This window comes from Haloplanus salinarum (assembly GCF_009762275.1).
Classification (GTDB): domain Archaea; phylum Halobacteriota; class Halobacteria; order Halobacteriales; family Haloferacaceae; genus Haloplanus; species Haloplanus salinarum.
Map to the genome: position 1 here is coordinate 3,112,207 of NZ_CP034345.1, position 13,061 is coordinate 3,125,267.

At 69.5% G+C, this 13,061-nt stretch carries 18 protein-coding genes; 10 read left to right on the plus strand and 8 right to left on the minus strand.

From position 1 onward, the window contains the following. Positions 1-3 precede the first annotated feature (3 nt). From EI982_RS17295 to EI982_RS17315, 5 genes are all read left to right on the plus strand, one after another. Positions 4-288: a hypothetical protein gene (locus EI982_RS17295; RefSeq protein WP_157690872.1), complete on the plus strand. Its 285-nt coding sequence runs from the start codon at positions 4-6 to the stop codon at positions 286-288. Between the two features lie 126 nt (positions 289-414). Next, complete coding sequence (mvk, locus tag EI982_RS17300; protein ID WP_157690873.1) at positions 415-1,419, plus strand: mevalonate kinase; 1,005 nt, start codon at positions 415-417, stop codon at positions 1,417-1,419. Next, a complete protein-coding gene (locus EI982_RS17305) occupies positions 1,416-2,162 on the plus strand; it encodes an isopentenyl phosphate kinase (RefSeq protein ID WP_157690874.1) in 747 nt (248 codons plus the stop codon). The genes mvk and EI982_RS17305 overlap by 4 nt, the downstream gene beginning before the upstream one ends. A 151-nt stretch (positions 2,163-2,313) precedes the next feature. Continuing rightward, on the plus strand, positions 2,314-2,508 hold the full coding sequence (locus tag EI982_RS17310) for a cold-shock protein (RefSeq protein WP_157690875.1): 195 nt from the start codon (positions 2,314-2,316) through the stop codon (positions 2,506-2,508). A gap of 174 nt (positions 2,509-2,682) precedes the next feature. Continuing rightward, positions 2,683-2,958, plus strand: coding sequence for a DUF7967 family protein (locus EI982_RS17315; protein WP_157690876.1), 276 nt, complete (start codon positions 2,683-2,685; stop codon positions 2,956-2,958). Here EI982_RS17315 and EI982_RS17320 read toward each other — a convergent pair. The 3 genes from EI982_RS17320 to thyX form a co-directional block, all read right to left on the minus strand. After that, positions 2,955-3,695, minus strand: a complete 741-nt coding sequence (locus tag EI982_RS17320; RefSeq protein ID WP_157690877.1) for an MBL fold metallo-hydrolase — start codon at positions 3,693-3,695, stop codon at positions 2,955-2,957. The two genes, EI982_RS17315 and EI982_RS17320, sit on opposite strands and share 4 nt — an antisense overlap. Positions 3,696-3,854: 159 nt before the next feature. Next, positions 3,855-4,064 (minus strand): TRAM domain-containing protein, encoded by a 210-nt coding sequence (locus EI982_RS17325; RefSeq protein WP_157690878.1) that lies wholly within the window; start codon positions 4,062-4,064, stop codon positions 3,855-3,857. Between the two features lie 68 nt (positions 4,065-4,132). Next, the gene (thyX, locus tag EI982_RS17330; RefSeq protein WP_157690879.1) at positions 4,133-4,876 is read right to left on the minus strand and encodes an FAD-dependent thymidylate synthase; all 744 of its coding nucleotides are present in this window, start codon (positions 4,874-4,876) and stop codon (positions 4,133-4,135) included. 173 nt (positions 4,877-5,049) lie between these two features. Between thyX and EI982_RS17335 the strand changes: the two genes are divergently transcribed. Continuing rightward, positions 5,050-5,526, plus strand: a complete 477-nt coding sequence (locus EI982_RS17335; RefSeq protein ID WP_157690880.1) for a dihydrofolate reductase — start codon at positions 5,050-5,052, stop codon at positions 5,524-5,526. 152 nt (positions 5,527-5,678) lie between these two features. Next, positions 5,679-6,257: an MBL fold metallo-hydrolase gene (locus tag EI982_RS17340; RefSeq protein WP_157690881.1), complete on the plus strand. Its 579-nt coding sequence runs from the start codon at positions 5,679-5,681 to the stop codon at positions 6,255-6,257. On the opposite strand, the gene EI982_RS17345 is transcribed toward EI982_RS17340, so the two are convergent. The 3 genes from EI982_RS17345 to sod all read right to left on the minus strand — a co-directional run bounded on the left by EI982_RS17345 (position 6,254) and on the right by sod (position 7,870). Next, entirely contained in the window at positions 6,254-6,523 is a 270-nt protein-coding gene (locus EI982_RS17345) for a DUF5827 family protein (RefSeq protein WP_157690882.1), read from the minus strand. The two genes, EI982_RS17340 and EI982_RS17345, sit on opposite strands and share 4 nt — an antisense overlap. 40 nt (positions 6,524-6,563) lie before the next feature. After that, complete coding sequence (locus tag EI982_RS17350) at positions 6,564-7,139, minus strand: nitrous oxide reductase accessory protein NosL (protein WP_157690883.1); 576 nt, start codon at positions 7,137-7,139, stop codon at positions 6,564-6,566. A gap of 131 nt (positions 7,140-7,270) precedes the next feature. Further along, positions 7,271-7,870 carry a superoxide dismutase [Mn] gene (gene sod / locus EI982_RS17355; protein WP_157690884.1) on the minus strand — a complete coding sequence of 200 codons (600 nt, stop codon included), beginning with the start codon at positions 7,868-7,870 and terminating at the stop codon, positions 7,271-7,273. Between the two features lie 130 nt (positions 7,871-8,000). On the opposite strand from sod, the gene EI982_RS17360 reads away from it, so the two are divergent. Beyond that, the gene (locus EI982_RS17360) at positions 8,001-9,170 is read left to right on the plus strand and encodes an MFS transporter (protein WP_157690885.1); all 1,170 of its coding nucleotides are present in this window, start codon (positions 8,001-8,003) and stop codon (positions 9,168-9,170) included. Between the two features lie 10 nt (positions 9,171-9,180). Here the strand turns inward: EI982_RS17360 and EI982_RS17365 are convergent, their stop codons facing one another. Then, positions 9,181-9,786 (minus strand): DJ-1/PfpI family protein, encoded by a 606-nt coding sequence (locus tag EI982_RS17365; protein ID WP_157691271.1) that lies wholly within the window; start codon positions 9,784-9,786, stop codon positions 9,181-9,183. A gap of 104 nt (positions 9,787-9,890) precedes the next feature. Between EI982_RS17365 and EI982_RS17370 the strand changes: the two genes are divergently transcribed. After that, a complete protein-coding gene (locus tag EI982_RS17370; protein ID WP_157690886.1) occupies positions 9,891-11,114 on the plus strand; it encodes an HD domain-containing protein in 1,224 nt (407 codons plus the stop codon). 31 nt (positions 11,115-11,145) lie between these two features. Further along, the gene (locus tag EI982_RS17375) at positions 11,146-12,159 is read left to right on the plus strand and encodes an amidohydrolase family protein (RefSeq protein ID WP_157690887.1); all 1,014 of its coding nucleotides are present in this window, start codon (positions 11,146-11,148) and stop codon (positions 12,157-12,159) included. Positions 12,160-12,197: 38 nt separating this feature from the next. On the opposite strand, the gene EI982_RS17380 is transcribed toward EI982_RS17375, so the two are convergent. Further along, positions 12,198-12,980, minus strand: a complete 783-nt coding sequence (locus EI982_RS17380; protein WP_157690888.1) for a DUF7847 domain-containing protein — start codon at positions 12,978-12,980, stop codon at positions 12,198-12,200. Positions 12,981-13,061 lie beyond the last annotated feature (81 nt).

Consider the following 13,061-nt stretch of genomic DNA (forward strand, 5'->3'; position numbering starts at 1 on the left):
GGTATGGTAGACAAGAAGCTCACCCTCCTGGAACTCAACCTCGGCGACGGTACGGTGCAGATCGGTCCCGCGACGCTCGGCGGGTCGTCGGACGACGACGACGCGACCGTCGACGACGAGGACGAGGGCGACGCGGCCGAGGGCTGTGGCTGTCCCGGGCGCAAACTCGGCACACTCCTCCTGGTCCTCGGCGGCCTCGTGCTCCTCGCGGTCGTCGCGAAGAAGCTCCGCGGCGGCGGCGACGACCTCGACGAACTCGAGGACCTCGCCGACCTGGACGAGGAGTGATACCGTCTACGGTACGTCAGTACTGGTGGTTCGCCGAGACGGTCCGGCGAACCACCGGTAACCGGTCACGGTAATCCGTCTGCCCATCCGGACTCCTTAAGCGACGCCCGGTCCGTAGGGGTTCGTATGACGGTATCGAGTGCGCCGGGCAAAGTGTACCTCTTCGGCGAACACGCCGTCGTCTACGGCGAACCCGCCGTCCCGTGTGCCATCGAGCGGCGCGCGACGGTGACCGTCGAGGCCCGCGACGACGACCACGTGCGCGTGGAGGCGTCCGACCTCAGCCTCGACGGCTTCACCGTCGAGTACGCGGGGACGACCGACGGCCGGCCGGACGTGGACGTGCCGGCGTCGCTGGTCGAGGCGGCGATGGGCTACGTCGACGCGGCGGTCGAACAGGCCCGCGAGGCCGTCGGCCGGCCCGACGCCGGCTTCGACATCACCGTCGAGAGTTCCATCCCGCTCGGGGCAGGGCTTGGCTCCTCGGCCGCGGTGACCGTGGCCGGCATCGACGCCGCGACCCGCGAACTCGGCCACGAGCTCTCGGCGCGGGAACTCGCGGACCGCGCGTACCGCGCCGAGGCGGCCGTCCAGGACGGCCAGGCCTCCCGGGCCGACACCTTCTGTTCGGCCGTCGGGGGCGCCGTGCGGGTCGAGGGCGACGACTGCCGGGCCATCGAGACGCCGAACCTCCCCTTCGTCGTCGGGTTCGACGGCGGCGCGGGCGACACCGGCGAACTCGTCGCCGGCGTCCGCGCGCTCAAGAAGGAGTACGATTTCGCGGCCGACACCGTTTCGACCATCGGCGATCTGGTCCGGACGGGCGAACGGCTCCTCGACCCCGAGAACGGGTCGGCCGACGACCGGCTGACGGAACTCGGTCGGCTCATGAACTTCAACCACGGTCTGCTCGAATCCCTGGGCGTCTCCTCGCGGTCGCTCGACAGCATGGTGTGGGCGGCCCGCGAGGCCGGTGCCCACGGCGCGAAACTGACCGGGGCCGGCGGCGGCGGCTGCATCGTCGCCCTCGATCCGACGCCCGAGACGCTGACCGCGCTCCAGTTCACGCCGGGCTGTGAGGAGGCCTTCCGTGCCGAACTCGCGACCGACGGCGTCCGGAGGCTGGAATGACGACCGTCCTCAAACTCGGGGGAAGCCTCGTCACCGACAAGGAGCGCCGGGAGACGCTCGACGACGACGCGCTCTCGGCGGCGACCGACGCCGTCGCCGACGCCGTCGGTGGCGGCGCCCCCGCGGACCTCGCTTTGGTCCACGGCGCCGGGAGCTTCGGCCACCACTACGCCGAGAAACACGGCGTGAGCGTGACCGAAGGGACGACCGACGCGGGCGCGGCCCTCGAGATCCACGGGTCGATGACGACACTCAACCGGTTCGTCCTCGCGCGACTGCACGACTGCGACGTCCCGGCCCTGCCGGTCCACCCGCTCTCGGCGGGCGCCCGCGACGCCGAGGCGACGCTCGAACTCCCCATCCAGACCGTGCGGACGATGCTCGGCGAGGGGTTCGTCCCCGTCTCGCACGGCGACGTCATCGCCCACGCGGGGAGCGGGACGACGATCATCTCGGGCGACGAGGTGGTGGTCCGGTTCGCGACGGGGCTGGACGCCGACCGGGTCGGCCTCTGTTCGACCGTCGACGGCGTCTACGACGCCGACGGCGCGGTGATCGACCGGATCGATTCCTTCGCGGACGTGGCCGACGCCCTCGGCGGGAGCGACGCCACCGACGTCACCGGCGGGATGGCCGGGAAGGTCCGGACCCTCCTCGACCTCGACGCGCCGGCGTACGTCTTCGGCGCCGACGACCTGCCGGCCTTCCTCGCGGGCGGCGAGCCGGGAACCCGGATCGATTGATACGGAGTACGGTAACTGTTCACTGGTGGTTCGCCGAGACGGTCCGGCGAACCCCCCGGTGATGGCTTACAGTAAACCGTATGGGATCGGCGGTCGTGGTACCACGACCCTCGCAAGGGTTATCCCCGAAGCGGCTGTACGTATATTTGCAATGGCAAACGGTAAGGTTGATTTCTTCAACAACACTGGCGGCTACGGTTTCATCGAGACTGAGGATGCTGACGACGACGTTTTCTTCCACATGGAGGACGTTGGCGGTCCGGACCTCGAGGAAGGACAGGAACTAGAATTCGAAATTGAGGACTCCCCGAAGGGTCCGCGCGCGACCAACGTCGTTCGCAACTAAGACGACTTTCGACCCGTCGCTTCGGAGCGACGGCTCACACGACGCCGTTTTTTATCGGCGGACAAGGCGAATACCCCGGGGCTTGACCCCGAGGCGATTCACCGGACTCACACGACGTAGCGACGGCGCGGTCCGGTCGGTCGCTTTTCACTCGGGGGCCCCGTCGCCTGGCCCATGGCCACCGACGACACCGTCCGGGTCTGGCTCGTGGAGCGGACGTACTCGGACGACGAGCAGAACGTCATCATCCTCACGTACGCGACGACCGATGGCGAGCGGTACTTCCGGAAGGAGCGCGCGCTCACCTCCTTCTCCGATGTCCGCGATACGACCGCGGCGGTCGAGGCGTCCCCGACCGACCTGGGGGACGTCGCGGACGACCGGCGCGAGCAGTACGCGGCCGAGGCCCGGCGAATGGCCGCCGAACACGACCCGGAGGACGTGATCTAACACTCCACGCGGAGCCCGTCGCGGGCGAAGCGCACGTCGCCGTCGTACCGCCGTTCGACCGCGTCCAGCATCTCGTCGTGACGGCCCTCGGTGTGGGGGTAGAGGTGGGTCAGGTAGACCCGTCCGTAGTCGTGGCCCGCCAGGGCGTCGCCGAGCGTCGACGGTGTGGGATGATTCGAGACGTCGACGTCGTCGGGAAACGAGCAGTCGTGGACGAGGACCGCGGAGCCGTCGGCGAAGGCGGCCATCCCCTCGAAGGCCTCCGTGTCGCTACTGATCGTGAGGTCGCCCGCAGCGCCCGCGAACCGGTACGCGAGGCCGTCGACCGAGTGCCGCGTCTCGCGGGCGCTGACGTCGAAGCCGGCGACCGAGAACTCGTGGGCGCCAACCTCGCGCACCCGGAGGTCGACCCGGCTGTCGAGGTAGTCGAAAGCCGAGAGCAGGTCGTCGACCAGGGCCTTCGTCCCCCGGGGGCCGACGACTTCGAGCCAGTCCTCGCCGGCCAGCCACCGCGCCTTCAGAAGCGCTAGGAGGTCGGAGACGTGATCCAGGTGGTGGTGAGTCAGAAGCACCGTCGAGACGCCCTCGTAACCCGCGTCGGTCCCCGCGAGGCGGTGGAGGACGCCCGCACCGCAGTCGACCAGCAGGCGCCGATCACCGTCGTCGAGCAACAGACCGGTCTGTGCCCGGTCGGGGAGCGCCATCGCGCTCCCGGTGCCGAGGAAGGTGAGGTACATGCTCGGCCGTGGGGTGGCGGTTCGGAAAGACGTTCGGATCGTCGGGACGCCCATCGACCCGTCCCGGCGACTCCGCTCATACTGTCTATTGTAAGTCAGTACCGGTGGTTCGCCAGGATAGTCCGGCGAACCACCGGTACACAGTTACAATAATCCGTATCAGTCGAAGCCGAACTCGTCGCCGAGGACGTCGGCCTGGGCGAAGTTCGACCCCACGTCGGTGATCTCGACCTGCACCGTCTCGCCGAGCGACGCGCCGTCGACGAGGACGGCGAACTCGTCGACGTAGCCGACCCCGTCGCCCTCGTCGCCCAACTCCTCGATGGCGACGACGTACGTCTCGCCGGCCGTGACCGGTCGATCAACCATGGCAAACAGTAGCACACGGAGACGGAAATAAGTCGTGGCGACGACGTGTCGGCGCCTCGGATCGCGGATCAGGGCGCGAGGCGGTTCTTCCGACCCTTCAGGTGTTTCTCGTAGTGTTCGAAGGTGGTCGGACACCAGTCGGCGGCCAGGTCGAGGATGGATTCGGTCATCTCCCGGATCTCCCACTGGCTGTCGGCGGCGGCGCGCATGTCCGCGATGTGCATCAGCATCCGGGCGTTGACCGACATGACGATGTTGACCTCGGTGCCGATGGGGAGGACGAAGCGGGCGTCCTCCGGCGGCATCCCCAGGTCGAGCAGTCGCTGGTAGGACTCGACGGAGTCACGGACCGTCTCGCGGAAGACGCGCTTGCGTTCGGCGACCGTCTCCTCGTCGACGGAGCCGCTCGACTGGTTGCGGCCGATCCAGTCGGGATCGACCGCCGACGGCGGCGTCACCACCATCGCTCCCTCCTCGACGTCCGCGGGGTCGACGTCGTCGAAGGAGACGTATCGCATGCTCTGGATGTCGAAACTGGCGTGTCGGTGGCGCGTGATCTGGGCCATACACGACCGGCTGACGCCCTTGATGGCGAAGGTCGCCTGCGGATGCTCGAACGGGCCGAAGTGGCCGTGATCCAGCAGGTGGCCGATCAGCGTCTCCCGTTTCTCCTCGATCGTGTCGCCGTCGATCCCCTCCATCGCCTCCTCGAAGGGGACGTCGCCGACGAACTCCGAGAGGTAGTCGTTTCGCGCCGCCGAGCAGATCACCCGCTCCGGATCGGGCGTCGCTTCGAGCAGTTTGACGTCCATAACTTCGAGGGGGGCGCCGGGCTACTTTAACCATCGGGAGTGCCCCATCGTGGGACCGACGACCCGAGGGGGACGTTTTTGTCCACGCCGCGACGATAATCCCCGATGGAACGGATGCGCGTCGCGGCGTCCGCCGACGGACGACCGCGGACGGCGGTGAGGTGAGAGACGGCATGCAACTGATAACCGTCGCCGCGGTGGCGGCGAACGGCGTGATCGGTCGGGACGGCGACCTGCCGTGGCCGTCGATCCCGGCCGACAAGCGCCAGTATCGGGAACGGATCGCGGATTCGCCCGTGATCCTCGGTCGGCGAACCTTCGATTCGATGCGCGACGACCTCCCCGGGACCGCCCAAGTCGTGTTGAGTCGGTCGACGACCGAGTACGACGTCGCGTCGGCCCACCACGCCACCGGCGTCGACGACGCGGTGGCGACCGTCGAATCGCTCGGGAGCGACCGGGCCTACGTCATCGGCGGCGCGGCGATCTACGACCTGTTCCAGCCCCACGCCGACCGGATGGTGCTCAGTCGGATCCCCGACGAGTACGAGGGCGATACGTCCTTCCCCGACTGGAACCCCGACGACTGGAACCTCGCCGACCGCACGGAGTACGAGGCGTTCACGCTCGAAGAGTGGGTGCGGAACTAGTCCCACGGCCGCGGACGCCGCGGAGGCCCGGGGACGGCAATCCGCCGGTTCGACGGTGGGCCCGAGGGACGCGGTCCCCTCGCTACGCGGAGGGATAGCGGAGCGAGGCCGGGACGAACCGTTCAAGCCGCGAGGACCGGTAGGGCAACCACATGACCGATATCGAGAACCTCGCGGCCGACGTGCAGGCGTTCACCAGCAATGCCTTCCTCGTGACCGGCGACCGGACGGTACTCGTCGACACCGGCGCGAACTTCGACGTGGTGAGCCGCGTCGACGCCCGGAGCGACGGCCTCGACGCCGTCGTCCTCACCCACACCCACCCGGATCACGTCGGTAACGTCGACGCCGTCCGCGAGGCCTTCGGCGTCGAGACGTGGGGGTACGATCCGGGTCAGCCGTCGGTCGACCGGGAACTCGGCGGGACGGTCCGCCTCGGCGACGACGACTTCTCGGTCGTCCACACGCCGGGCCACAAGAACGATCACGTCTGCCTGTACGCGCCGTCGACACGGGTCTGTTTCGCGGGCGATCTGGTGTTCGCGAACGGCGCCTTCGGACGGACGGATCTGGAGGAAGGGGACCGCGAGACGCTGATCCGGAGCATCGACCGGCTCCGGGAGACGGTCGATCCCGACCTCGCGGCCCTCCATACCGGCCACGGGCCGAGCGTCACGACCGACGCCTACGCGACCGTCGAACGGGCGGGCGAGGCGGCGCGGATGGGCTAGTCCTCCCGCAGGCCGTAGTAGCCCGGATCCTCCTCCGTCGGCGGTTCGGCGATCACCAGGTCCTCGGCGTTGATCATCACCCACGGCACCGCCCAGTCGACGATGACGGCCTCGGTCCCCTCGTCGACCTCGGCGTCGGGCTCCAGCCCCTGCAACAGGCGGGCGATCTCCCCGATCGTGTACATCCGCTCCGGGTCGAGCAACTCCTCGGGCGTGTAGAACTCACAGGGGAAGGTTTCGTCGAACGACTCCTTGGGTCGTGGCATGCGTGTGGATAGGCGGGCGGCCCCGTAAACGGTACCGAACCTACTCGAAGAAGCGGCCGCGGTAGAACGTCGCCAGATCCATATCGAAGTCGGTCAGACGGAGGATATCCGATTCGGAGAGCTCGTCGTACTCGGCGACGTACGCCTCCGCGTCGCTCTCGGCAGCGAAGGGCAACGGGTTGCGCTGCATCGGGTCGGCTACCCGATCGGCGTTCGTCTCGCGGACGAACCACGCCGACCGTGCGCCGATCAACTCCGTCGTCTCGTGGTCGTGGACCCAGAGCCCCGCGAACGTCGCGCCCTCGTGGGCCGGCTCGAAGTTGCCGGGGTCGACGTAGTAGGCAGCCAGACAGCCCGACGAGCAGAAGAAGACGCGGTCGCCAGCCTCGACGGTCAACTGGGCGTTGTAGTCCGGGAACTTCGCGGGCATCATGTTACAGACGCCACACGACGCGTCCTCGGGAACGGGCGCGGAATCGGTGAGGGCGGCCGTCGAGTCCGTCGTCGTGGGCGTCGGTTCGGCTGTGTCGTCCGTCCCGCCGGTACAGCCGGCGAGAGCCGCTGTCAGCGTGCCTGCGGTGACGACGAGGCGCCGTCGCGTAACCGATCGTGTCATACTGGTTCGAACGTTGTCATCCGGCTTGTGCTGTTTGGTTAGGTCGTCGAAACTGACGGCGTGGTATCGCCACTGGCTGGGTGGGGGCGAAAAAAATCGGATCGGCCGAGTCGTCGCGTTGCGGCTACCGCTTACTCGAACAGTTCGACGGCCTGCTCGAAGCGGGCGCTCGGTTCCTCCCAGTCGACGACCTCGAAGAAGTTGTCGACGAAGTCGCCGCGGGCCGGGCCGTAGTCGTGGTAGTAGGAGTGCTCCCAGACGTCGAGCGCGAGGATGGGATGGGAACCCCAGAGGGCGCCCTCGTCGTGGTTGTCGACCACGACGTTGCGAAGCTGGTTCGAGAAGCTGTCGTATACGAGCAGGGCCCAACCACTGGCGTTGCCGGCGGCGGCCTCGAATTCGCCCTTCCAGGCCTCGTAGGAGCCGAAGTCCTCCTCGATCCGGTCGGCGAGGGCGCCGCTCGGCTCGTCGCCTCCCTCCGGCGACATGCTGTTCCAGAACAGGTCGTGGAGGATGTGCCCCGACCCGTTGTGGGTGACGTTCCGGATGGCGCCCGCCGAGGAGCCGAAGTCGCCCGCCTCGCGGTTCTCCTCGAGGGTCTCCTCGGCGCTGTTCCAGCCGTTGACGTAGCCCTGATGGTGGGTGTCGTGATGCCAGGTCAGCACCTGTTCGGAGATGTGCGGCTCCAGTGCGTCGTAATCGTACGGAAGTGGGTCGAGTTCGTAGCTCATTGGAATAACCTCCACACAGATGATGTATCGGGACGCTGTTAAGCTTTGAGGAAACGCACGCTAACACGCCACACGGGCGTTCGAGCGGATGAACAGACCCTTGTAACGGGGTGGTCGACGGGGGAGTACGATGCGTGGTTGGCGTGGCGTCGGACTGGTGAGCGGGTGGCAGACGGTCGCTAGCCTCTGTTTCTACGCCATCTTCGCCGCGACGGCCTTCCTCCGGACGGAGTTCACGCTCTCGCGAACCCTCGTCGGCGTCACCATCACCGCGACGATGCTCGGCTACACCCTCCTGTTGTTCGTGATGGGGGCGCTGGTCGACGGCTACGGCGAGCGGCCGGTCATGATCGCCGGCCTCCTCGCGCTCGGCGCCGGCGCGGTCGGGGTGGGGGTCGCGCCCACCTATCCGGCGCTCCTGGTCGCGTTGCTGGTGATCGGCGGCGCCTACGCGGCCGCCATGCCCGCGACCAACCGCGCCATCCTCGCCGTCGCGCCGCCCGGTCGCCGGAACCTGGCCATGAGCCTCAAACAGGTCGGCGTGACCGTCGGGAGCGGGCTGGGGGCCGTGCTGGTGACGTGGGTGGCCGCCACGCGCTTCGGGTGGCGCGGGGGCTTTTTCGTCGCCGCCGCTGCGGCCGCCCTCGTCGCCGTCGCCTTCGGCTACTGGTATCGCGGCGACGGCGGTCACGGCTCGCCCGGCCTCCCCGACGTCCGTGGGCTGCTCGCCCGCCCCGACTACCGCACGCTCGCGGCGGCCGGCTTCTTCTACGGCGGCACCATCTTCACCACCACCGCCTACGTCGTCCTCTATCTCACCGAATCGGTGGCCGTCGCCGCCGGCCTCGCGGGGACGACCCTCGCGCTGGTCCAGTTGACCGGGAGCGTCGGCCGGATCGGCGGCGGCGTCCTCGTCGACCGCCTCCCCGCCGGCGACGCCCGGGCGAGCGCGCTCGTCCTCTGTGGCCAGTCGCTCGCCGGCGCGGCCTGTCTCGTCGCCGTCACCCTCGTCGAGGGGCCGCTCGTCGCCGCCGCCGGCTTCGCCGCCCTCGGTCTCTTCCTGTTCGGGATCCCCGCCACCTACTACGCCTGCATGACTGCGCTCGTTCCCGCTGACCGGGTTGGCGAGGCGACCGCCGGCGGCCAGCTCACGATCAACGTCGGCGGACTGGTCGCCCCGCCGGCGTTCGGCTACCTGGTCGACACCGCCGGCTACGCCGCCGGGTGGTACGCGCTCGCGGCCGGGGGCGGTCTCGCCGCGCTCCTGATCGGGTGGTTGCTCCGGTTGACCGAGGCCTGACGGGGCCGACTCACGACGTCCAGCGCTCGCCCCGTCGCTCGTACTCCAGTCCCTCCGCGACCCCCTCGGCCGTCTCGCGGTCCGCGAACCGCTCGATCAGGTGGAGCGCCAGATCCAACCCCGAAGTGATCCCGCCGGCGGTCACCACGTCGCCGTCGTCGACGACGCGGGCGTCGACGACGCGCGCCTCGGTCGCCCGCAGGTCGTCGAGCGCGCCGCTGTGGGTGACGGCCGGCCGCCCGTCGAGCAGGCCGGCGCGGGCGAGCAACATTCCGCCGGTACAGACGGCCGCCAGCGTCGCGCCCGCGTCGTGGGCCCGGGCGAGCGCGTCCGGAATGGCGCCGCGTTCGGCCTCCGCCCACGCCCCCTGCTCGCGGCGGTCGTTCCACCCGCCACCGGGGACGACGACCAGATCCGGCGGGTCGTCGACGGCCAGTCGCCCGTCGGGCTCGATCCGGAGGCCGTGGGACGCCGTGATCCGCTCCCGTTCGTCCAGCGTCACGAGCGACGTCTCGAAGGGTGCGCCCGCGTCGGCCGCCATCCCGAAGGCCTCGAAGGGACCGACCCCGTCCAGTTCGTCGAACCCGTCGTAGACGAGTATCGCCACGGTCGTCATGGCCGGATGGACGCGCTGAACGACCATAGAGTCCCGGGCCGGTTCGTCCGCCTCCGTCGGCGTCCGGCCCCGAGTATATATCCGAGGCCGCCGAACCCGTCGGTATGGCGACGATCAAGGATAGCGTCCACGACCACATCGAGGTGACGGGCGTGGCCGAGGACCTGCTGGACACGCCGGCCATGCAACGGCTCCGGCGGGTCCGCCAGCTCGGGACCGTCTCCCTGGTCTATCCGTCGGCCAACCACACCCGCTTCGAACACAGCCTCGGCGTCTACCACCTCGCGAGCGAGGCGCTCGGTCACCTCGGGGTCGCGGGGCGCACGGCCGAACGGGTGCGTGCCGCCGCCCTCCTGCACGACGTGGGACATCCCCCGTTCAGCCACAACGTCGAACGCCTCCTCTACCGGCGGACGGGCAAGCTCCACGACGACGTGGACGACCTCGTCACGAGCGGCCGGGTGGGGGCCGTCCTCCGGGACCACGACCTCGAGCCCGCCGCCGTCGCCGACCTGATCGCCGGCGACGGCCGGTACGGCCAACTCGTCTCCGGCGAACTCGACGTCGACCGCATGGACTACCTCGTCCGCGACGCCCACCACACGGGTGTGCCGTACGGCACTATCGACCACGGCCGGCTGGTCCGGGAGCTCACCTTCCGGGACGGCGAACTCGTCATCGCGGAGGGGAACGTCCAGACCGCCGAGAGCCTCCTGCTCGCCCGGGCGCTGATGAACCCGACGGTGTACCAGCACCACGTCGCGCGCATCGGGAAGGCGATGCTCCGGCGGGCGACCGAACGACTCCTCGACGACACCGGCCACGACCCGGAGCGCGTGCGCCGCTTCGACGACGCCGACCTGCTGGTGACGCTCCGGCGGACCGACGCGACGGCCGACCTGGCCGACCGCCTCTCGACTCGCGACCTCTACAAGCGGGCCGTGTGGGCCGAACTCGACGACGTGCCCGCGTCGCTCCGCGAGGCGGACCACGATCGGATCCGGGACCTGGAGCGCGAGATGGCGACCGACGCCGACCTGGATCCGGACGCGGTGATCCTCGACGTACCGCCGCCGCCGGGGATCCGCGAATCCTCGTCGCGGGTCGTCGTCAACGGCGAGATCCGGCGACTCGACCGGCAGTCGCCGCTCGTCTCCGCGCTCCGGACCGCGGGTCGCAACCAGTGGCGCCTCGGCGTCTACGCGCCTCCCGGCGCCGTCGACCGGGTCGGCCGGACCGCCGTCCGGACCCTCGGACTCGACATCGACGGCGCGCTCGTCTCGACGGTTCGCCGCGGCCTCGACGCCACGCTCGACGAGTTCGGATAGCTTCAAGGCCCGCGCCCGCCCCACTTCGCACATGCAGGTCGAGGGCACCATCCTCCGGGGGCGCGCGTTCGATCCGGTCGAGGGCCGGATCGTCGTCGAGGATGGCGAAATCGCCGCCGTCGAGGAGTCGGACGTCGAGAGCGACGCCATCGTCTGTCCGGCCTTCGTCAACGCGCACACGCACATCGGCGACTCCATCGCCAAGGAGGCCGGCGCCGGCCTCTCGCTCGACGAACTGGTCGCCCCGCCGGACGGCCTCAAACACCGCCTCCTGCGGGCGGCGAGCGACGCGGAGAAGGTCGCGGCCATGCGCCGCTCCCTCCGGTTCATGGAGCGTTCGGGAACGGCGGCGACCGTCGAGTTCCGGGAGGGCGGCGTCGACGGCGTGCGGGCCGTCCGGGCGGCGCTCGACGGCCTCGACGTCGCGGCGGTCGTCCTCGGCCGGGAGACGGTCGCGGCGATGCACGAGGCCGACGGCTTCGGCGCCAGCGGTGCCCGCGACGCCGACTTCACCGACGAACGGGCCGCCACACGCGAGGCCGGCAAGCCGTTCGGCATCCACGCGGGCGAGCGGGACCCCACCGATCTCGACCCCGCGCTCGACCTCGATCCCACGTTCCTCGTCCACGTCGTCCACCCCGAACCCCACCACCTCGACCGGATCGAACACGCGGGCGTCCCCGTCGTGGTCTGTCCCCGATCGAACCTCGTCACCGGCGTCGGCACCCCGCCCGTCGCCGACCTGCTCGATCGGACGACCGTCGCGCTCGGGACGGACAACGTCATGCTCAACAGCCCGTCGATGTTCCGCGAGATGGCGTTCGCGGCGAAAGTGGGGACCGTCGACGCCCGCGACGTGTTGCGGATGGCGACCGTCAACGGCGCCGAACTCGTGGGCCTGGACTGCGGCCTGATCGAGCCGGGACGCCCGGCGAAACTGCTCGTCCTCGACGGCGACTCCGACAACCTCGCCGGGGCCCGCGATCCGGTTCGGGCCGTCGTCCGGCGCGCGGGCGTCGACGACGTCGACCGGGTCGTGCTGTAGGTCGGGGAGCACCGTCACGGCGGTTTCGCGCCGTTCCGTTACCCGTCCAGGGCGTCGACGCTTCCCGTCGGATCGGTCGCCCCGGATCGCCCGCTCCCGCCGGCGCGTTCGTCACGCACCCGGAGATACGCGGACGCCATGATCCCGTAGAGGAAGACGAAGAGGACGCTACTGAGGGTGTTCGAGACGAGTTCGGCGACGACCGGCGAGCGGGCGAGATCGAGCACCGTTCCGACCGTCCCGACCGCGCCACCGATCAGGCCCGCGAGGATCACGACGACGGCGAGTTTCAGTCGGTGGCCCCGCGAGAGCGCCCAGCTCCGCTTGAGGGCGCCGATCCAGCTCCGATCCTCGACGCCGACCGCGAAGATGAAAAACAGGAAGCAGACCGCGAGGAAGATTCCGGGCAGTAAAAGCAGGATCGACCCGAGCGTCACGGCGACCCCGACGACCAGCCCCCCGACGAGCATCGACAGCGTCGCGCGGCCGAGCCGCCGCGTGCACAGCGTCGGCGGGAACGTCGAAAGCTCCGCCGTCGGACGAGTGAGCGCTCGCGACAGCACGACGAAGTACGCGGAACTGAGGACGATGACGCAGACGAAAAGGACGCCGGCGACGGCTCCGGGGATCGGCAGGGTCAAGCCGAGCAGCGCTTCGAGCTCCCCCGCCGGTCCGGCCGGGAAGATATCCACCACCGCCGTGTTGATTAGCGACTGAGTTAGCAACTGGATGCCGATCAGACCGACGAGCAGGAGGGCGCCGGTCCGGGTCAACACCCGTTCGATACCGTCGATACACGTTCGGCCGAGTTGGAGGGCCATGTGGACGACTCGATTACACGACGACATAACGGTACACTAAGCTCAGACCGCGATTTAACCATCCGGCTCAGGGGTCGTCGC

Bases quoted from the DNA above. Each gene is read 5' to 3' on its own strand.
- EI982_RS17295 (WP_157690872.1), top strand. From the start codon at position 4: ATGGTAGACAAGAAGCTCACCCTCCTGGAACTCAACCTCGGCGACGGT.
- mvk (WP_157690873.1), top strand. From the start codon at position 415: ATGACGGTATCGAGTGCGCCGGGCAAAGTGTACCTCTTCGGCGAACAC.
- EI982_RS17305 (WP_157690874.1), top strand. From the start codon at position 1,416: ATGACGACCGTCCTCAAACTCGGGGGAAGCCTCGTCACCGACAAGGAG.
- EI982_RS17310 (WP_157690875.1), top strand. From the start codon at position 2,314: ATGGCAAACGGTAAGGTTGATTTCTTCAACAACACTGGCGGCTACGGT.
- EI982_RS17315 (WP_157690876.1), top strand. From the start codon at position 2,683: ATGGCCACCGACGACACCGTCCGGGTCTGGCTCGTGGAGCGGACGTAC.
- EI982_RS17320 (WP_157690877.1), bottom strand. From the start codon at position 3,695: ATGTACCTCACCTTCCTCGGCACCGGGAGCGCGATGGCGCTCCCCGAC.
- EI982_RS17325 (WP_157690878.1), bottom strand. From the start codon at position 4,064: ATGGTTGATCGACCGGTCACGGCCGGCGAGACGTACGTCGTCGCCATC.
- thyX (WP_157690879.1), bottom strand. From the start codon at position 4,876: ATGGACGTCAAACTGCTCGAAGCGACGCCCGATCCGGAGCGGGTGATC.
- EI982_RS17335 (WP_157690880.1), top strand. From the start codon at position 5,050: ATGCAACTGATAACCGTCGCCGCGGTGGCGGCGAACGGCGTGATCGGT.
- EI982_RS17340 (WP_157690881.1), top strand. From the start codon at position 5,679: ATGACCGATATCGAGAACCTCGCGGCCGACGTGCAGGCGTTCACCAGC.
- EI982_RS17345 (WP_157690882.1), bottom strand. From the start codon at position 6,523: ATGCCACGACCCAAGGAGTCGTTCGACGAAACCTTCCCCTGTGAGTTC.
- EI982_RS17350 (WP_157690883.1), bottom strand. From the start codon at position 7,139: ATGACACGATCGGTTACGCGACGGCGCCTCGTCGTCACCGCAGGCACG.
- sod (WP_157690884.1), bottom strand. From the start codon at position 7,870: ATGAGCTACGAACTCGACCCACTTCCGTACGATTACGACGCACTGGAG.
- EI982_RS17360 (WP_157690885.1), top strand. From the start codon at position 8,001: ATGCGTGGTTGGCGTGGCGTCGGACTGGTGAGCGGGTGGCAGACGGTC.
- EI982_RS17365 (WP_157691271.1), bottom strand. From the start codon at position 9,786: ATGACGACCGTGGCGATACTCGTCTACGACGGGTTCGACGAACTGGAC.
- EI982_RS17370 (WP_157690886.1), top strand. From the start codon at position 9,891: ATGGCGACGATCAAGGATAGCGTCCACGACCACATCGAGGTGACGGGC.
- EI982_RS17375 (WP_157690887.1), top strand. From the start codon at position 11,146: ATGCAGGTCGAGGGCACCATCCTCCGGGGGCGCGCGTTCGATCCGGTC.
- EI982_RS17380 (WP_157690888.1), bottom strand. From the start codon at position 12,980: ATGGCCCTCCAACTCGGCCGAACGTGTATCGACGGTATCGAACGGGTG.